The organism is Paraplanobispora siamensis (assembly GCF_016863175.1).
GTDB lineage: Bacteria > Actinomycetota > Actinomycetes > Streptosporangiales > Streptosporangiaceae > Planobispora > Planobispora siamensis.
The window spans coordinates 116965-134893 of sequence record NZ_BOOJ01000053.1; the positions used below are offsets into that span (position 1 = coordinate 116965).

Consider the following 17929-nt stretch of genomic DNA (forward strand, 5'->3'; position numbering starts at 1 on the left):
GGGACGCGGCGCGTCGTCACCCTCCGGGGTGACCCGCCGATCCGCCGCGGGGCGGATTGCGCACCGGGCGGAACCCCGCGTCGACCAGCCCGATCCGGTGGGCGACCACCGCCGCCTGGATGCGGTTGCGCAGGCCCAGCTTGTCCATGGCGGTGGAGACGTGGGTCTTGACGGTCGTGACGCCCACGTGCAGCGTGTCGGCGATCTCGGCGTTGGACAGCCCCGTCCCGACCAGGGCCAGCACGTCCAGCTCCCGGTCGGTGAGCCCGGCGGGGACGCGCGCGGTGACCTTCTCCTCGGCGGCCAGCGCCCGCTCCACCACGCGGCGCAGCACCGAGGGGGCCAGCAGCGGCTCCCCGGCCGCGGCGCGGCGCACGGCGTCGACCATCCGCTCGGGCTCGTCGTCCTTGACCAGGAAGCCGATCGCTCCGGCGCGCAGCGCGGCGTAGACGTTCTCGTCCTCGGCGAAGGTCGTCAGGATCACGATCCGCGCGGCCGGCCAGGCGGCCAGGATGCGCCGGGTGGCCTCCAGCCCGTCCATCCTCGGCATGCGCAGGTCCATCAGGAGCACGTCGGGGCGGAGCCGCTCGGCGTGCTGTACGGCCTGCGCCCCGTCGACCGCCTCCCCGCAGACCTCCATCTCCCCGGCCGCCTCCAGGAGCATCCGCACGCCCGCCCGTACGAGCGCCTGGTCGTCGGCGATGACGACCCGGATCACCGGGTCTCCTCCGCCGGGCGGTGGGCCCCTGCGATGTCGTACTCGATCACGCTTTCCTGTCGTCCTTCCTCCCGCCTCCAGGGCAGGATCCTGCGTTGCGGCGTCATGCCGCAAGAATGCGCCGAGCTCTCCAGCGGGAGCGTGGCCGCCAGGCGCCAGCCGCCGTCCCGGGTCGGCCCCGCCGACAGGTCCCCGCCCAGCGCCCGCGCCCTCTCCCGCATGCCCGCGATGCCCTGTCCCGAGGAGGGCAGCGCGTCCCGCAGGACGGGTGAGGGCGTCTCCGCCTCCGGGGTGTCGCCGGGCGGGGGCCCGCTGAGCACGTTCACCTGCAACGCGTCCCCGGCCACCTTCAGCTCCACGACCGCCGAGGTGCCGGGGCCCGCGTGCTTGAGCACGTTGGTCAGGCCCTCCTGGACGATCCTGGCGGCCGAGGCCCGGGTCACCAGGGGCACCAGCCCGGCCTCGGGGCTGGAGCGCAGCTCCACCTTCAGTCCCGCGGCGTTGACCCGGTCCACCGCGTCGTGCACCACCTCCTCGGGCGCGGCGACGGGAAGGTGGGCCAGCTCGGGGTCGCGCAGCACGTTCAGCAGGCCGCGCAGGTCCTCCAGCACCTGGTGGCCGGTGCTGCGGATGTCGGACAGCGCCTCGGCGACCGGCCCCGACGGCGCGGCGTACTGGGCGGCGCCGGCCCGCAGCACCATGGCGCCCACGTGGTGGGCCACGATGTCGTGCACGTCGCGGGCGATGCGCTCGCGCTCGGCCAGCAGGTCGGCCCGGGCCCGCTCGGCCGACAGCTGCCTGGCCTCCTCGGCCATGGCCAGCTGCAGGTCGGCGGCGTCCTTGCGGACGCCGAGGTAACGGCCGATGATGATCGGCGCGGCCACCATGGCCAGCAGGGCGGCGACCCGGGTGGGGGTGACCTGCGACAGCTCCTCGCCGACGATGTTGAGGGCGGTCACCCCGGTGGCCAGGACATAGGCCACGATGGTCCACGACCACGAGGCGCGGGTGGCGAAGACGCCGAGGGTGACCAGGAACAGGCCCTGCAGCGAGTTCGCGGCGAAACCGGCGTTCTGGTTGGCCAGCAGGACCAGCACGCCCTGCAGGGCGAAGGCCGTGCCCGGCAGCCTGCGCACCAGCCCGGCCGTGATGCCGCAGCCGATCGCGCACCAGCCCGCCGCCCAGACCGGCAGCGGCCCGTCGTTCCACCTGGTCCAGGTGTCCAGGACCATGAAGGCCACCCCGCCGCCCGCCAGGAGCAGGTCGAGGGCGGGACGGCGCTCGACCGCGGCCACGGGTTCGATGGGATGGCGCAGATAGCGGCCGACGATGACGGGGATGACCGCCAGGCCCACCGGGAAGTACCAGGCACCCGCGGTGAACGCGGTGCCGGGGTCGGCGAGGTTGAAGGCGGTGGCGATCCCGGCCAGCACCGCGCCGGGCACGATCCGCCGCCAGGTGTGCCGGTAGGCCAGCAGCCCGACCGCGACCGGGATCAGGGTCTGCACGGTGTCGGCGGCGAAGACGTCGAGCCGGTCGCAGACGAGCAGCAGGGCCGACTGGTAGAGGCAGATCTCCAGCGGCCAGCGCCGGACGAATCCCATGGGCGCCCCGGCGAGCAGGGACAGCCCGGCCGCGGCCGGCCAGGGCACCGGATCGCCCGTCTTGCCGCTGACGAACAGGCCGAGGGCGACCGCGGCGCAGGCCAGGAGAACGTCGGACACCGGGCCTCGCGTCCTGGCATCCGGCACCTGAACGCGGGACGTCATAGACGAACGCTATCCGCCTCCGGCCTTGGATCGCTCCTCCCGGAGAAGGGGCCGTCTCCTCCTAGTGGCCGGAGGATCGGCCGAATGGCTGGTCAACCATGTCAAAAGAGACCCTAATCTTCACTCCATGACCAACGACACCACGCTCTTCCTGGGTCAGTGGATGCGCTCCCCGGGGGTCACCGGAGCGGTGGCGCCGAGCTCCCGCAGGCTCGCCGAGGCCGTGACGGCACCGGTCCCCCATCGGGGCGAGCCCGTGATCGTCGAGCTCGGACCCGGCACGGGCGCGTTCACCGCCGAGATCCAGCGGCGCCTGGGCGGGCGTGGGCACCACCTCGCGGTCGAGATCAATCCGAAGCTGGCGGAGTTCCTGGCCGCCCGCCACCCCCGGGTGGACGTCACGGTCGCCGACGCGGCCACGCTGCCGGACCTGCTCAAGGAGCGCGGCCTGCCGCACGCCGACGCGATCGTCAGCGGCCTGCCCTGGGCCGCCTTCTCCGACCGGACGCAGGGCGAGCTGCTGGACGCGGTGGCCGCGGCCATGGGGCCGAACACGGCCTTCACCACCTTCGCCTACAGCTTCGCCAAGCGGCTGCCGCCCGCGCGGCGCTTCCGCCGGCGGCTGGAGAGCGTCTTCGAGGAGGTCGTCCTGGGCCGCACCGTGTGGGGCAACATCCCGCCGGCCTTCGTCTACCACTCCCGCCGGCCCCGCGTGTAGCCGTCCGGGTTCCGCATGACCGTCTCCGATCGGGGACGGGAAACCCTCGCCCCTGAACCGAACTTCGTTCTACGATTGCGCACGCAACGAGAATGGAGTTGATCACGGTGGACTTCACGCTTCCGGACAGCGCCCTCGCCGTCCAGCGCGGCATCGCCGACATCTGCTCGCGCTACGACCTGGACTACTGGCAGCGCTGCGAGAGCGAGAAGCGCTGGCCGGAGGAGGTCTGGGCGGAGCTGGCCAAGGGGGGCTGGCTGGGCCTGGCCGTACCCGAGGAGTACGGCGGGGGCGGGCAGGGGCTGCTCGAGCTGGCCGTGGCCACCGAGACCCTCTCCGCCTCCGGATCCGCCGGGGGCTCGGCCTTCACCTACGTCCTGACCCCCGGGTTCGGCGCGCTGACCCTGGCCAGGCACGGCAGTCAGTGGCAGCGCGAGCAGCTGCTCCCCAAGCTGGCCACCGGGGAGGTCGAGACCTGCTTCGCCCTGACCGAGCCGGACGCAGGCTCCAACGCCCTGGGCATCTCCACCTTCGCCCGGCGCGACGGCGACGAGTTCGTCGTCAAGGGCCAGAAGATCTGGATCACCGGCGTGCAGCGCGCCACCTGGATGCTCCTGGTCACCCGCACCGTCCCGGCCGCCGAGGCCAAGCCCCGCACCAACGGCATGACCGTCCTGCTGGTGAACGTGCCCGAGGCCGTGGCCGCCGGGCAGCTCTCCTTCCAGCCGATCCCCAAGATGGGGGCCAACACCACCCCGTCCAACATGGTCTTCATCGACGACCTGCGCGTACCGGCCGCGAACGTGGTCGGCGAGGTCGACCAGGGCGCCGTGGTGCTGTGGGACATCCTCAACCCCGAGCGCATCCTGCTGGCCGCCTCCGCGCTCGGCGGCGCGGAGGTGGCGCTGAGGGTGGCCGTGCAGTACGCCAAAGAGCGCGAGGTCTTCGGCCGCCCGATCGGCGCCAACCAGGCCATCGCCTTCCCTCTCGCCCAGGTCAAGGCCAAGATCGAACTGGCCAGGCTGATGCTCTACAAGGCCGCCTGGCTCTTCGATCAGCGCATGCCGTGCGGGACCGAGGCCAACATCGCCAAGCTGACCGCCTCGCAGGCGGCCTGGGAGGCGGCCGACCACGCCTTCCAGACCCACGGCGGCATGGCCTACTCGCTGGAGTACCCGGTCGCCCGCCTGCTGGCCGACGCCCGCATCGGCAAGGTCGCCCCGGTCACCGAGGAACTGCTGCTCAACTATCTCGCCACCCAGGTGCTCGGGCTGCCCCGGAGCTTCTGAGCCGATTGCGCCGCGGGCCCGGCGGGCAGACCATGAGGTGGTCCGGAAGCGCACGCGAAGTAGCGCAGACGAACGCAAAGGAGCGTCCATGGCCGTCTACGCCAGCACCGTGATCAACGCACCGGCCGACAAGGTGTGGGACTACCTCAGGGACTTCGGCAACCTGACCGAGTGGCTGCCCGGCGTCACCAGCTGCGAGATCGAGGGGGGCGGGGCCTCGGAGCCGGGCGCGATCCGCCGGGCCGAGTCCGCCGGCGGCCTGTTCCGGGAGCGGCTGCTCACCCTCGACGACACCTCCCGGTCGGCGAGCTACGAGATCCTCGAGAGCCCGCTTCCGGTCCGCGACTACCGGGCCACCTACCGAGTCGCCCCGGTGACCGACAGCGGCCACTCCTTCGTCGAGTGGTCGGCCTCCTTCGAGTCCGAGGACGAGGCGAAGGTGAGCAAGATCCTCACCCGTGGCGTCTTCGAGCCCGGCCTGGCCTCCCTGCGCAAGCGCTTCTAGGGAGTGCCGGGAGGCCTTGCGGACCTCACCCGGAAGGTCCGGATCCGGGAGGTTCCCGCAGCCCGCCCCAGCCTGGAGATCGCCAGGCCCGCCGCGGCCAGGGCGGCGGGGACCAGCAGGTACGGCCCGCAGGAGGCCAGCAGCACGAGGGTGAGGACCGTGGCCACCGCGGCCGTGCGGCGCCCGGCCCCGCTCAGCAGGCGGGTCGCGGCGGCCACGCCCACCACGGTGACCGCCGCCAGGCAGGCCGAGGTGGTGCGCATGAGCGGGTCGAGCCCGATCCCGTATCCCAGCGCCGCGGCGGTGAGCGCCCCGGACATCAGGGCCAGCACGGCCAGACTCCGATGCGGCGCCCCCTCCCCCGGTTCCGGCACGGGGCCGCCCGCCGCACCGCCGTTCCGGCCGCCCGGGACCGGCGGCCCGGCGACCCAGGCGGGCAGGGCGCCGTCGCGGGCCAGCGCGGCGCCCAGGCGGGCGCCTCCGGCGACGTAGGTGTTGATCGCGCCGAAGCTCAGCAGCAGGGCCACCCCCGCGGTGACCGGGCGGGCGGCCTGGCCGGCGCCGTGCTCCAGCAACAGGGCGAGCGGCACCGGCGAGGTCGCCGCCCGCTCGCCCAGCACGCCGATCGCGGTCACCGCCAGCCCCAGGTAGAGCACACCGACGATCGCCAGGGTGAGCACGGTGGCCCGCACCAGGTGGCGGCGGGGGTCGGCGAACTCCGCCGACAGGTGGCTGGCCGCCTCCCAGCCGACGAAGGCGAAGAACAGCACCCCGGCCGCGTGGGCGACCCCGCTCCAGCCGTGCGGGGCGAAGGGCGTGAACTCCTGCGGCCGTACGGCGGGCAGGGCCGCCGCGACGGCGGCGACCAGGAGCGCGACCAGCAGCCCGGCTAGGAGCAGTTGCAGCCCGCCGGAGAAGCGCAGTCCCGCGTGGTTGGCGGCGAACGCCGCGACCAGCAGGGCGCAGGTCACCGCCGCGGTGCCGGCCGGTCCCAGGCCCAGGCCCGAGGCGACGTACTCGCCGGCGATCATGGCGGCGGCCGGCACCCCGACCGGGACGGTGAAGTAGAACCACCACCCGGTCACCGCCGCCGTCCGGGACCCGAAGGCCCGGCGCGCGAAGGTCGCCACCCCGCCGCCGTCGGGGAAGCGGCCGCCCAGCGCGGCGAAGGTCAGCGCGACCGGGACGCTGAGCGCCAGCAGGGCGGCCCATGCCACGACCGAGGCCGGGCCGGCGGCGGCCGCGGCCAGGTGCGGCAGGGCCAGCACCCCCGGCCCGAGCACCGCCCCGAGGAACAACCCCGTCCCCCGCGCCGTCCCCAGCCCGGACCCCGCGCCCCGGGAACCCGCCCCTGGCGCTCCCGGCCCCGGCCCCGCGCCCCGGAACCCCGCACCCCGGGACCCAACCCCTCGCGCCCCCGGCCCCGGACCCGCGTCCGAGCCTCGGGACCCCACACCCGAACCCGTGCCGGTTCCGCTCGGCCATCCCGTCTCCCTCATCGTCCAACCACCCGTTCCCTCGATCGGCGATCCGCCAGGGAAGGTAGTCAAACGAGCACCGGATATGGCGATCAGCCGAACGTTTGATCAGAATCAGGGCAGAATCTCCGGCGTGGACGAACTTGATGCGGAAATCATCCGCCTTCTCCAGACGGATGCGCGGCAGTCGAACCGGGAGCTCGCCCGGGCCCTCGGGGTGGCCCCCTCGACCTGCCTGGAACGGGTCCGGGCGCTCACCCGGCGGGGGGTGATCCGCGGCTATCACGCCGAGATCGACCACGCGGCGCTCAACCGGAGCGTCCAGGCCATGGTCTCGGTCCAGGTGCGCCCGCTGAGCCGGGCCGTGATCGAGTCCTTCAAGGACTCCGTCAGCCGCCTGCCGCAGGTGCTGAGCGTCTTCGTGCTGGCCGGCGGCGACGACTTCCTGCTCCACGTCGCCGTGCAGGACCTGGACCACCTGCACGGCTTCCTGCTCGACCAGCTCAGCCAGCGCCGGGAGATCGCCGGGTTCCGCACCTCGGTGATCTTCCAGCGGGTGCAGAACAGCGTGATCAGCCGCCTGCCCGACCCCGCCTGACCGGCGCCCGCCGTACGCGACGGGCGCCCGGCCTCAGGGCGGGCAGGCGGTCAGGTGATCGGGTGGTCAGGCGAAGCGCGGCGGGCGCTTGTCCCGTACGGCCCGCACGCCCTCGGACACGTCCGGCCCGGTGAAGCCGAGGAACTCCATGGCCAGGGAGGCGTCGAAGGACGGCCCCGCCAGGCGGAGCCAGTTGTTCAGGGAGTACTTGGTCAGCCGGATGGCCTCGGCCGACCCGGCGGCCAGGCGGGCGGCGATCTCCAGGGCCCGCTCGTGCACCCGGTCGTCGTCGACGCACAGGCTGACCAGGCCCATCGCCTCGGCCTGCTCGCCGGTGACCGGCTCGCACAGCAGCAGGTGGTACTTGGCCTTGGCCAGGCCGCACAGCAGCGGCCAGACGATCGCGGCGTGGTCGCCCGCGGCGACGCCGAGCCGGGTGTGCCCGTCGATGATCTTCGCGTTGCGCCCGGCCACCGAGATGTCGGCCAGCAGGGCGACCGCCAGGCCGGCGCCGACCGCGGGGCCCTGGATCGCCGAGACGACCGGCTTGGAGCAGTTGAGCACGTTGTAGACGATGTCGCGGGCCTCGGTGAACACGCGCATGCGCGTGCCGTGGTCGCGCATCATCTCCTCGATCATCGACAGGTCGCCGCCCGCGGAGAAGGCCTCGCCCTCCCCCCGGACGACGACGGCGCGCACGTCGTCGTCGCGGTCCACGTCGCGCCAGATCTCGGCCAGCTCGCGGTGGCCGGTCATGTCCACCGCGTTGAGACGACGCGGCTCGCTGATCACGATCCTGAGGACCCCGTCGGCCGCCCAGTCGATCTTCAGCTTCTCGTAGTCCTTCACCGGAACGCCTCCTTCAGTCGCGCGGCGGCGTACTCGCGCGCCTCGATCGCCTGGTCGAAGAAACCGGGCAGGCCGTAGAAGCCGTGGATGGCCCCCTCGTAACGCCGTACCTCCACCGGCACCCCGGCCGCCGCGAGCTGGGCGGCGTAGGCCTCTCCCTCGTCGCACAGCGGGTCGCACTCGGCGACGATCACCGTCGCCGGCGCCAGGCCCGACTTGTCGGCCAGGCGGAGCGGGGCCAGCCTGGGGTCGGCCGGGTCCCCGCCGTACTGCCGGGCGAACCAGGCCATCTCGTCGGCGCCGAGGCCGAAGCCGGTGGCGTAGGACCGGTAGCTGGGGGTGTCCATGGCGACGTCGAGCACCGGGTAGACCAGCACCTGGTGCACCGGCCGCAACCCGGCGTCCCTGGCCAGCCAGGCGGCCACGGCGGCGATGTTGCCTCCCGCGCTGTCGCCGACCAGCGCGATCCGCTCCGGGTCGGCCCCGTAGGCCTCCGGCCGGACGAAGACGTCCCTGACCGCGGCCCAGCCGTCGTCGGCCGCGGCCGGGAAGGGGTGCTCGGGGGCGAGCCGGTAGTCCACCGAGATCACCACCGCGCCGTTGCGCACCGCCAGGTCCCGGGCGAGCGCGTCGTTGCGGGCCACGCTGCCGAACACCCACCCGCCGCCGTGGAAGTAGACGATCGCCGGCAGCGGCCGGTCGTCCTCGACGGGCCGGTAGACCCTGACCGGCACGCCGACCGGGGTCCCGCCGCGCACGAGCTCGTCACGCACGACCGGCAGCGGCACGATCGGTCCCCGCTGCTCAGCGAACCCGTCCAGGGTGCGCATCTCGGCGATCTTGTCGGGGGTGAGCTCGGTGAGGGGCGTGCCCAGATCGGTGGGGAACAGCTTCAGATAGGCCTCGGCCTGGGGGTGCAGCGCCATGATCGCACCATACCCCCCGCGTCCCGGCCCGGCCTCAGTGGGCGCAGGCCTCCACCAGCGCCTCGATCAGGCGGTTGTCCGACTCGCGCTCGGGGTGCCACTGGACGCCGACGCCGAAGCGGTGGCCCTGCAGCTCGACGCCCTCCACGATCTGGTCGTCGGCCCAGGCCACCGCGAGCAGGCCGGTGCCCAGCCGCTTGACGGCCTGCCGGTGGGGCGCCGTCACCTCGGCGTGGTCGCCGATCGCCTTGCCCAGTTTGCTGGACACGCTGATCTGGATGGCGTGCGCCCGCCCGCTCTCCTCGTGTCGATCATGGTCGACCACCGCGGGCAGGTCCGGGATGAGGCTCCCGCCCTGGGCGACGTTGAGCACGTGCATGCCGCGGGCGACCGCCAGCAGCGGCAGGTCGGCGGCCACGGCGGCGCGGGCCAGGGCCAGCTCGAACCGGTCGCGGTGGGGCTGGGGCTCCTCGGAGCGGTCGTCGCGGGCGGCGCCGTACAGGGTGGGGTCGAGCTCGGCGCCGCCGGCCAGGATCAGGCCGGACAGTCCGCGCACGCAGTCGTCGATCCCGGCGATGCCGAGCGGGGGCAGCAGGACCGGGACGCCCCCGGCCTTCTCCACCGCGCGGGCGTAGGCCGGCGGGGACAGCACCGCTTCCCGGACCCAGGTGCCCCAGCGGGCGGCTTCGAGGTAGGCGGTGATACCGATCAAGGGTCGGGACATGCGATCTCCAGGGGCCGTGCGCACAGTCGTACCGCCCGCTTCGGCGGTACCCATCCCATCTCCAGCAGCAGTCCCATCATGGCGTACACCATTTCCCCCATGTCACGTATCCCAGGTATCAGTGTCATCTCGTCGGGAAGCGGCCCGCCTCGGCGCCGCGGAGAAGTTGCGGACCCCGAGCCCGGTTCGCGGGAGCGACAACGGCTTCCACAATGGGTAAATACCGGAATTCGGGAAAATATGAATTAAATTCGCTTATCACCCCCTACCCCTAACATGCTGTTACAAGAAATAACGCGGCAATTACAGAGAGTTCAATCGCGCACCATATTGGAGGGAATCGGTTGTGACGTCCGGATGGTGATGGAAGACTAAAATTCGAGTGCTCAGGTGCGCCGGGGCCGCCGGGGCGCTCATTACCCGGACCGTCAGGGAGGTGGATCTGCAAGACCGGACGCTGATCCGGTCAATTAGGGTGGGTTCTGTTACATGTCTTTGAATCCGCATCTCGTCAAGGAGAGCTTCGCCGTCGTCGAACCCGTGGCGGACAGGGCGGCGGCGTACTTCTACGGCCGCCTGTTCGCCGAGAACCCGCATCTGCGGGGGATGTTCCCGCCGGCGATGGACGTTCAGCGCGACCGCCTGTTCGGCGCGCTCACCAGAATCGTCTGGAGCCTCGACAGTCCCGACGGCCTGGCCTCCTATCTCGGCCAGCTCGGCCGCGACCATCGCAAGTACGGGGTGATCCCCGAGCACTACACCGCCATCGGCAACGCGCTGCTGGCCACGATCAGGCGCTTCGCCGCCGAGATCTGGACCGCCGAGATCGAGGCGGCGTGGGTGGCCGCCTACACCGCCGCGGCCAACGCCATGATCGAGGCGGCCGACGCCGACGCCGGGATCTCCCCGGCCTGGTGGCTGGCCGAGGTGATCGACCACGAGCTCCGCACGCGGGACATCGCGGTGATCACCCTGCGCCCCAGCCAGCGCATGCCGTTCGTCCCCGGGCAGTACGTCAACGTGCAGACCGCGCGCTGGCCCCGCGTCTGGCGCACCTTCTCCATCGCGAACGCGCCCCGCGAGGACAACACGATCCGCCTGCACGTGCGGGCCGTGCCCGGCGGCTGGGTCTCCACCGCGCTGGTGGAGCACACCCGGATCGGCGACACCGTGATGCTCGGCCCGCCGGTCGGCACGATGACCCCCTCCGACTCGGGGCGGGACATGTTGTGCGTGGCGGGGGGCACCGGCCTGGCGCCGCTCAAGGCGATCGTGGAGCACGTGATCTCCTCGGGCAGACGGCCCAACATCCATCTGCTGGTCGGCGCCCGTCACACCCACGAGCTCTACGACCTGCCGGACCTGATCCGGATGGAGTCGAGCTTCCCCTGGTTACGGGTGCTCCCGGTGGTCTCCGACGACGCCGGGTACGACGGCATGCGAGGCCGGCTGCCCGAGGTCATGGAGCGCTTCCACTCCTGGGCCGAGCACGACGTCTACGTCTGCGGGCCACCGGAGATGGTCAACGAGGCGGTGCGCAGGCTCCAGTGGAGCGGCGTGCCGCTGGCCAACATCCGGAGAGACATCGCGCTGGGCGAGTTCTGACCGTCCGACCGGCCCCGGAGCCCCCTCCATCCGGGCCGCCCCCTCCCTGACGCGAAGATCCGTTCGAACACGCCGCGCCGATCGGAAACACGTGCGAGAAAGGAATCGCCGTGGAATCATGAAGCCGAATCGAAGGGAGACGAGCATGCGCGACGCACTCCTGGCAGTCGGCACTCGAAAAGGTCTGTTCCTGGCCCGCTCCACCGGCGGCGGCCCGTTCGAGGTCGAGCCGGTCCGTTTCTCCACCATCGGGGTGCCCTCGGTGGCGATCGACACCCGCGGCCCCGCCCCCAGGCTCCTGGCCGGGATCGAATACGGCCACTTCGGCCCATCGGTGATGTGGTCGGACGACCTCGGCGCGACCTGGCAGGAGGCAGACAAGCCGCCGATCGCCTTCCCCGAGGAGACCGGCGCCGCCCTGGCACGCGTCTGGCAGCTCACGCCCTCCCCGAGCGAGCCCGACGTCGTCTGGGCCGGGACCGAGCCGGGCGCGCTGTTCCGCTCCGAGGACCGCGGCGCCACATACTCCCTGGTCGACGGGTTGTGGAACCATCCGCACCGCGCCGAGTGGCAGCCCGGCGGCGGCGGGCTCTGCATGCACACCGTGCTGCCCCACCCCACCGACCCCAAGACCGTGGGAGTCGCCGTCTCCACCGGCGGCTTCTACCGCAGCACCGACGGCGGCGCCTCCTGGGAGGCGGCCAACCAGGGCATCCGCGCGCCGTTCATGCCCGAGGGCTCGCAGTACCCCGAGTTCGGCCAGTGCGTGCACAAGGTGGCCGGCCACCCCGCCCGCCCCGAGCGCCTGTTCCTCCAGCACCACTTCGGCGTCTACCGCAGCGACGACTTCGGCGGGTCATGGACCTCGATCGGCGACTCGCTCCCCTCCGACTTCGGCTTCCCCATCGCCGTCCACCCCGACCGGCCCGACACGATCTACGTCTTCCCGCTCCAGGCCGACATGGACCGCACCCCCGTCGACCACCGCTGCCGGGTCTACCGCAGCGACGACGCCGGCGGATCGTGGCAGGCCCTGAGCGACGGCCTGCCGAAGGACGCGGTCCACGCCAGCGTGCTGCGCGACGCGATGTGCGCCTCGCCCGCGGGCGTCTTCTTCGGCACCCGCGACGGCGAGGTGTACGGCTCGCGCGACGACGGCGAGAGCTGGTTCACCGTCGCCCGGCACCTGCCGGACGTGCTGACCGTGCGCGCGGCGCTGCTGTGACCCCTCTCCGGTTCCCGGGGTTTCCCCGGCCCCGGGAACCGGAGGGAACCACGCCGCCTTCTAAGGCGCCACGCGGCCGTTGGCGACGAAGGCGGCGTGGGTGAGCGGCATCAGCTCCGCCCAGGCAGCCTCCATCTTCTCGGCCACCATCTCGATCTCGCGCTGCGGGAACGAGGGCACCTTCGCCTGCTCGTTCTTGGTGCGCAACGACAGGAAGTGCATCAGCGAGCGGGCGTTGCAGGTGGCGTACATCGAGGAGAACAGCCCGACCGGCAGCACGGCCCTGGCCACCTCGCGGGCCACCCCGGCCCCCAGCATCTCCTGGTAGGCGGCGTACGACTGCCGGTAGGAGGCCTCCATCGCCTCCGAGACGAGCTTGTGCTGCTCCTCGGTGCCCTGGACGAAGACGTACTTGCCCGGCCGGCCCTCCTGCACGAGCTTGCGCTCCGTGCCCGGAACGTAGAAGTTGGGCTGAAGCTCGCGGTATCTCCCACTTTCCTCGTTGTACGAGTTGTGGACCACGATCCCGTTGGCGAGGAAGTTGTGCCATGGGCCTTCAACCGAAAGATCGTAGGTCATCTCTTCGCCGTCCTCTTCGATCGAGACGATCGAATCGGGCTTCGCAACCGATACCTTTCCTCCACGCTTCGCCAAGGCCTGCTCGGAGTCCGTCTTCTTTCGGTGGCACGACCTGCACGCGGGCGCGGGGTTGCGCTCGTCGAGTGCCTTCAGCAGATCAGCGGCCACCGGGACCACGTGATCGAGCGTGAGGTCTTCCCGCGGGAAACTATCGCCGCAGAGGTAACAGGTGTCATTCTCCTTGATGAGCGGCCCTCGTCGCATGGAAGTCCAGACGCCGACGCCACGCCGCAGCGATGGGGGAACCAGAGCCTCAGACGGGCGTGGGGCGGTTCCGGCGACCATGAGTGCATCGCCCGCCCTCAGCTCACCGGCCTTGCGCCAGCCGTCCGGAGTGAGCACCGCGTGGTCGGCGGAACACCTCAGAGTTCTACCGCCGGACGTAGTCAGACGGATCAACCGTTTGACACCGGACTCCATGACGTCCACGATCTTCGCACGCGAGGCCAGCAATGTCGTCTCGTCATAGCAACGCACATGGTTGCGGCGGACCGAGTCGAGCTTTCTCAGCCTCTCAGAGGGGTTCTCCGCCCTGAACGCCGCCACCGCCCGTTCGGCCGACTCCCTCGTCTCGTGCGGTCCCGAGTAGTGCAGCTGACCCGCGCGCCTCACTTGCGCGTTCCACTTCCCCGCCTTGACATGCCACGTCACACCTCCACCGGATCGGGGAAGGGTGTCCTCCACCCCGCGGTGCCAGAGACTGTACAGCTCGGCGATCGTCCGCCTACGGATGTGGCCTCTCTCGCTCACGAGAGTGATCTCCGAGTCACCTGCCAAACACCAGCCCACCCGGTGACGGTGGAACTCGCGGAAGACGAAGATCGGGGCGCTGACGAAGAAGGTCATCGAGTTGTGCTCGAACGGGCTGCCGTGCCGGTCACGCATCAGATAGTTGATCAGGCCCTTGGACCGCTCGGGGTCCTTGCCGATTTCGTCCAGGGACTGCTCCCCCGCGGTGGACACCCGGGCCGCCCACAGCACGTCGGTGTCCGAGGCGCTGTGCTTGACCAGCTCCACGGTCACGTCGTCGAGGAAACGCGGCTGACTTTCATCCACGGCGGGAAACCTTCCGGTGTCGGGATCAGGGCCGCAGGCAAGCCTAGCGCCGATCGCCGACCGGTTCCTGGCCCCTCGCCTCACTGCCCCGGCCGGTGCGCCCGTAGCGCAACATCACGGTGCGGGAGTCGAAGGTCCGGGTTTCGACGAGCTCGAAGCCGAGGCGGTCCTTCAGGCCCGGGAACAGCGGCTTGCCGCCGCCCAGGACGACCGGGTGGACGACGATGCGGTAGTCGTCGATGAGGTCGAGTTCGGCGAGGGCGGCCGCCAGGCAGGAGCCTCCGTTCAGCAGCAGGTCCTTGCCGGGCCGCCGCTTGAGTGCGGTGAGCTCCCCGGCGATGTCCTCGCCGATCACCCGGGTGTCCCCGTCGGCCCTCTCCAGGGTGCGGGAGAAGACGATCTTCGGGGTCTCCCGCCAGATCGGCGCGAACGCCAGGTCGTGCGGGTCGTCCGAGATCGACTCCACGTGCGGCCAGAAGCCCGACATCATCTCCCACACCTTGCGCCCGTACAGGAAGGCGCCGGCCTCCCGGCTCAGGGCGATCGAGTACGCCGACAGCTCCGGCCCCATGGAGGGCCAGTCGAACTCGCCGTCCGGCCCCTCGATGTGGCCGTCGATGGAGGTGTGCACCCAGTAGATGACCTTGCGCACGGCAGGCTCCTTCGTCTTCGGGACCCCGTGGGGTGACGCGCCCGGCGGGCGCTTTCACAGGGGGTCGGAGACGCCGGGGCGTTCTCTACGTCCGCGGGCGAAGATTTTTCCCGGATCTCCGGCGCGGGCCGTACGGCCGCCGCGATCTCGGGGATCACCGGGATCGCGGCGGCCGTACGCGGCGCCTCAGGTGATGTCGCGGCGGACCGTGGTGAGGGAGGCCACGACGGCGAAGACCAGGGCGTAGGCCACCAGCACCGTCGCACCCGCCCAGGCGGGCAGCAGGTCGGCCTCGCCGAACCCGGTGTCCACCTGGACGGCGATCAGGCTCTGCGCGGCCCCGGACGGGGTGAACTTGCCGACTCCCTGGAGCGCGGGGATGGCCGTCAGCAGCGTCTCGATGACGAAGACCCAGACGATCGCGCCGACGACGGCCGCGATCTGGTTGCGGACCAGCGCGCCGAGGCCGATGCCGAACAGCGCGTACAGCGCCGAGGTGGCCAGCACGCCGAGCATGATCCGGGGGATGCCGCCGCCGAGCAGGGTGACCTCGCCCCCGGCGATCAGCACGGTCGGGATCACCGCCACGGCGATGAGCAGCAGGGAGGCGACGCCGAACAGCACGCCGGCCAGCAGCCCGGCGGCCAGTTTGGCCGTCACGACCCGGCCCCGCCGGGGGGTGGTCAGGAAGGTGGTGGTGATCGTCTGGTAGCGGTATTCACCGGTCATCATGACGATGCCGAGAACCATCACGAAGATCGCCGACCCGGTTCCGGAGGCCCACACCGCCTGCTGGAACTCCAGGGTCTCCCTGCCGGGCGTCGGCGGGGCACCCGGGGGAGCCTGTCCCGCGAAGCCGATCGTGACGCCCAGACCGATCCCGGTGAACAGGAGCGTGACGAGGAGCATGATCCACCACAGCCGGGTGGTGAACAGCTTCTGCAGTTCGGAACGGACCAGTGCCACCACGGCTCACGTCTCCCTGGTCAGTTGCATGAAGATCTCCTGCAGGTCGGAGCGCTCCCGCACCAGTTCGGTGACCAGCACCCGCTCCTCCAGCACCGCCCGGCCGACGGTCTCGGCGTCGACGCCGTAGAAGCGCAGCACTCCGTCACCGGCCCGCTCGACCCTGGCGCCCTCGGCCTCCAGCGCCGGCACCAGCCGGTCGGCCTCGGCGGCGTGCACCCGGACCGGGCGCTCGCCGTTGCCGGTCAGCTCCGCCAGGGAGCCCTGGTGGACGAGCCTGCCGCGGGCGATGATCACGACGTTGTCCACGGTCTGCTGGACCTCGGCCAGGACGTGGCTGGAGACCAGCACGGCCACGCCCTGGTCGTGCGCGAGGTTGCGCAGGAAGCCGCGCAGCCACTCGATCCCGGCGGGGTCGAGGCCGTTGGCCGGCTCGTCGAGGATGAGCACGCGGGGACGGCCGAGCGTGGCGGTGCCCAGCGCCAGGCGCTGGCGCATGCCCAGGGAGAACTCGCCGACGCGCTTGCGCGCGGCCTCGGCCAGGCCGACCTGCGCCAGCGCCTCGTCGGCGCGGGCGGCGGGCAGCCCCGCGGCGGTGCAGATCACCCGCAGGTGATCGCGGGCGGTGCGGCCGGGGTGGAAGCTGGTGGCCTCCAGCACCGCGCCGACCTCGGTCAGGGGGTGCTCCAGGGCGGGGTACGGCCGGCCGTCGACCAGGGCGGTGCCCCGGTCGGCGGTGACCAGACCGAGCAGGCAGCGCAGGGTGGTGGTCTTGCCCGCGCCGTTCGGCCCGAGATAGCCGGTGATCGTGCCGGCGTCGACGGAGAAGGAGACGTCGTCGACGGCCTTGACCGGGCCGAAGCTCTTCGCGAGGTTCCGGATCTCGATGGCAGTCATCAACCGGGATTATTCCGCTGTGTCGTGGATCACACCTCCTCCTGCGGGAGGAGATGCGATCACATGCGGTAGACGCGGCGGGCGTTTCCCGAGCCCGCCATGTGCGCCGCCCTGGCCGCGTCGGCCGCGCTCCACTCCCCCGACGCCAGCCGTTCGGCCAGCGCCCGGGCCAGGCCGCGCCGATAGCGCAGCGCGCCGAGGTGGCAGGTCTCGGCCAGGCCGCGGGTGCCGGAGCCGAACAGCTGCTTGTGGAAGGGGACGAGCTCCAGCAGCTCGCCCATGACGGCGGCCGAGCCCGCCGCGGTGGCGGTCGGCGCGGGGCCGACGTCGACGTAGACGTGCGGGAAGACGGCGGCCAGGTGGGCGGCGGCGCGGTGGAACGGATAGCAGTGCAGCAGGACGAGCGGCACGCCGATCGGCTGCAGGGCCCGGACGAAGCCGGCCATCAGCGCGGGGTCGGCGCGGTGCGGATCGAGCCCGGAGTCGCCGTAGCCGGTGTGCATCTGCAGCGGCAGGTTGCGCTCCCTGGCCACGTCCACGGCCGTCCAGAGCAGGTGGCGCAGCAGTACGGGGTCGGTGAGGGGCTCCTTGGGGTCGGCCAGCCTCCGGTTGGCGGCCGCGATCACCGCGCCGCGGCTCGGGCGCGCCGGGTCGAAGTCCAGGCCGTGACGGCGGGCGATGACCGACTTGAGGCCGACGGCCCGCGCCGCCCGGCCGGCGAGCTCGGTCTCCAGGGAGGAGATGTAGGAGACCCCGGAGACGGCGGTCTCGGCGGCGTCCTGCTCGACCCGCTCGATCCGGACGATCTCGTCGGCCGCCGCCCCGCCGAGCCGGCCCATCTCGGCCGCCGACAGCGGTTCCGGGCCGTTGCCGCCGGCGTCGACGAGGAAGGCCACGATCCCGGCCTCGCACAGCAGCCGCCGGTTGACCTCCGCGGGCCCCAGCTCGGAGCGGCGGGTCAGGTAGATCGCCGGGGACACGTGCGGCTCCAGGCCGAGTGCGGGGGCGCACCAGCGGCGGACCGCGACGCCCGCCGGCGTGTCGAAGTGGGTGGTGCCGGGCGGGGCGGGGGTGTCCGTGCCGGCGATCAGCATCTCGAACCGGGCCCGGGTCAGGTCGTCGCGGCGCACGGGCCGGCAGTTGTGGTCCACCATGGGCGCCAGCAGCGCCTCCCGGACCGTGTCGGGCAGAGCACCGGCCGGCTCGGCGGGCAGGACGTCTTGCGGCCGCATCACGGGCTCCTCTCACACGGCCGCGGGCGGACCGGTCCGCCGGTCCGCCCGCAGTGTCACGTGGGGAGCACTCTACGACTACG

Annotated in this window: 17 protein-coding genes; 6 read left to right on the forward strand and 11 right to left on the reverse strand. The window is 72.0% G+C overall.

All coding sequences use genetic code 11. From position 1 onward, the window contains the following. Window positions 1-16 precede the first annotated feature (16 nt). Window positions 17-718, reverse strand: a complete 702-nt coding sequence (locus Psi01_RS30920) for a response regulator (RefSeq protein ID WP_203877690.1) — start codon at window positions 716-718, stop codon at window positions 17-19. Continuing rightward, window positions 715-2442, reverse strand: a complete 1728-nt coding sequence (locus Psi01_RS30925; RefSeq protein ID WP_239128143.1) for a sensor histidine kinase — start codon at window positions 2440-2442, stop codon at window positions 715-717. Before Psi01_RS30925 ends, Psi01_RS30920 begins: the two co-directional genes overlap by 4 nt. A gap of 172 nt (window positions 2443-2614) precedes the next feature. On the opposite strand from Psi01_RS30925, the gene Psi01_RS30930 reads away from it, so the two are divergent. From Psi01_RS30930 to Psi01_RS30940, 3 genes are all read left to right on the forward strand, one after another. Beyond that, entirely contained in the window at window positions 2615-3205 is a 591-nt protein-coding gene (locus Psi01_RS30930) for a class I SAM-dependent methyltransferase (protein ID WP_204067654.1), read from the forward strand. Between the two features lie 92 nt (window positions 3206-3297). After that, window positions 3298-4494, forward strand: a complete 1197-nt coding sequence (locus Psi01_RS30935; protein ID WP_239128144.1) for an acyl-CoA dehydrogenase family protein — start codon at window positions 3298-3300, stop codon at window positions 4492-4494. An 88-nt stretch (window positions 4495-4582) separates the two neighbouring features. Beyond that, on the forward strand, window positions 4583-4999 hold the full coding sequence (locus Psi01_RS30940; RefSeq protein WP_204067655.1) for an SRPBCC family protein: 417 nt from the start codon (window positions 4583-4585) through the stop codon (window positions 4997-4999). Here Psi01_RS30940 and Psi01_RS30945 read toward each other — a convergent pair. Then, the gene (locus tag Psi01_RS30945) at window positions 4996-6297 is read right to left on the reverse strand and encodes an APC family permease (protein ID WP_204067656.1); all 1302 of its coding nucleotides are present in this window, start codon (window positions 6295-6297) and stop codon (window positions 4996-4998) included. The two genes, Psi01_RS30940 and Psi01_RS30945, sit on opposite strands and share 4 nt — an antisense overlap. 313 nt (window positions 6298-6610) lie before the next feature. On the opposite strand from Psi01_RS30945, the gene Psi01_RS30950 reads away from it, so the two are divergent. Continuing rightward, the gene (locus Psi01_RS30950) at window positions 6611-7075 is read left to right on the forward strand and encodes an Lrp/AsnC family transcriptional regulator (protein WP_239128145.1); all 465 of its coding nucleotides are present in this window, start codon (window positions 6611-6613) and stop codon (window positions 7073-7075) included. A 66-nt stretch (window positions 7076-7141) separates the two neighbouring features. Here the strand turns inward: Psi01_RS30950 and Psi01_RS30955 are convergent, their stop codons facing one another. From Psi01_RS30955 to Psi01_RS30965, 3 genes are read right to left on the reverse strand one after another with little or no spacing between them, the layout of a single operon-like run. Continuing rightward, window positions 7142-7924, reverse strand: a complete 783-nt coding sequence (locus tag Psi01_RS30955; RefSeq protein ID WP_204067658.1) for an enoyl-CoA hydratase/isomerase family protein — start codon at window positions 7922-7924, stop codon at window positions 7142-7144. Continuing rightward, the gene (locus Psi01_RS30960; RefSeq protein WP_204067659.1) at window positions 7921-8850 is read right to left on the reverse strand and encodes an alpha/beta hydrolase; all 930 of its coding nucleotides are present in this window, start codon (window positions 8848-8850) and stop codon (window positions 7921-7923) included. Before Psi01_RS30960 ends, Psi01_RS30955 begins: the two co-directional genes overlap by 4 nt. A 34-nt stretch (window positions 8851-8884) precedes the next feature. Further along, window positions 8885-9574: a gamma-glutamyl-gamma-aminobutyrate hydrolase family protein gene (locus tag Psi01_RS30965; protein WP_204067660.1), complete on the reverse strand. Its 690-nt coding sequence runs from the start codon at window positions 9572-9574 to the stop codon at window positions 8885-8887. 489 nt (window positions 9575-10063) lie between these two features. On the opposite strand from Psi01_RS30965, the gene Psi01_RS30970 reads away from it, so the two are divergent. Further along, window positions 10064-11179, forward strand: coding sequence for a globin domain-containing protein (locus Psi01_RS30970; RefSeq protein WP_204067661.1), 1116 nt, complete (start codon window positions 10064-10066; stop codon window positions 11177-11179). Window positions 11180-11324: 145 nt separating this feature from the next. Further along, window positions 11325-12404 (forward strand): WD40/YVTN/BNR-like repeat-containing protein, encoded by a 1080-nt coding sequence (locus Psi01_RS30975; protein ID WP_204067662.1) that lies wholly within the window; start codon window positions 11325-11327, stop codon window positions 12402-12404. 60 nt (window positions 12405-12464) lie between these two features. Here Psi01_RS30975 and thyX read toward each other — a convergent pair whose 3' ends face one another. The 5 genes from thyX to Psi01_RS31000 all read right to left on the reverse strand — a co-directional run bounded on the left by thyX (window position 12465) and on the right by Psi01_RS31000 (window position 17846). Then, window positions 12465-14066, reverse strand: a complete 1602-nt coding sequence (gene thyX, locus Psi01_RS30980) for an FAD-dependent thymidylate synthase (RefSeq protein ID WP_204067663.1) — start codon at window positions 14064-14066, stop codon at window positions 12465-12467. Between the two features lie 76 nt (window positions 14067-14142). Beyond that, on the reverse strand, window positions 14143-14751 hold the full coding sequence (locus tag Psi01_RS30985; protein WP_204067664.1) for a dihydrofolate reductase family protein: 609 nt from the start codon (window positions 14749-14751) through the stop codon (window positions 14143-14145). A 186-nt stretch (window positions 14752-14937) separates the two neighbouring features. Then, window positions 14938-15720, reverse strand: coding sequence for an ABC transporter permease (locus Psi01_RS30990; protein ID WP_204067665.1), 783 nt, complete (start codon window positions 15718-15720; stop codon window positions 14938-14940). Between the two features lie 3 nt (window positions 15721-15723). Further along, complete coding sequence (locus Psi01_RS30995) at window positions 15724-16614, reverse strand: ABC transporter ATP-binding protein (protein WP_204067666.1); 891 nt, start codon at window positions 16612-16614, stop codon at window positions 15724-15726. Window positions 16615-16673: 59 nt separating this feature from the next. Further along, window positions 16674-17846 (reverse strand): amidohydrolase family protein, encoded by a 1173-nt coding sequence (locus Psi01_RS31000; RefSeq protein WP_204067667.1) that lies wholly within the window; start codon window positions 17844-17846, stop codon window positions 16674-16676. Between the last annotated feature and the right edge of the window lie 83 nt (window positions 17847-17929).

Coding starts and splice junctions, on each gene's coding strand:
- Psi01_RS30930 (WP_204067654.1), top strand. CDS start 2,615: ATGACCAACGACACCACGCTCTTCCTGGGTCAGTGGATGCGCTCCCCG.
- Psi01_RS30935 (WP_239128144.1), top strand. CDS start 3,298: ATGGAGTTGATCACGGTGGACTTCACGCTTCCGGACAGCGCCCTCGCC.
- Psi01_RS30940 (WP_204067655.1), top strand. CDS start 4,583: ATGGCCGTCTACGCCAGCACCGTGATCAACGCACCGGCCGACAAGGTG.
- Psi01_RS30960 (WP_204067659.1), bottom strand. CDS start 8,850: ATGGCGCTGCACCCCCAGGCCGAGGCCTATCTGAAGCTGTTCCCCACC.
- Psi01_RS30965 (WP_204067660.1), bottom strand. CDS start 9,574: ATGTCCCGACCCTTGATCGGTATCACCGCCTACCTCGAAGCCGCCCGC.
- Psi01_RS30970 (WP_204067661.1), top strand. CDS start 10,064: ATGTCTTTGAATCCGCATCTCGTCAAGGAGAGCTTCGCCGTCGTCGAA.
- Psi01_RS30975 (WP_204067662.1), top strand. CDS start 11,325: ATGCGCGACGCACTCCTGGCAGTCGGCACTCGAAAAGGTCTGTTCCTG.
- Psi01_RS30995 (WP_204067666.1), bottom strand. CDS start 16,614: ATGACTGCCATCGAGATCCGGAACCTCGCGAAGAGCTTCGGCCCGGTC.
- Psi01_RS31000 (WP_204067667.1), bottom strand. CDS start 17,846: ATGCGGCCGCAAGACGTCCTGCCCGCCGAGCCGGCCGGTGCTCTGCCC.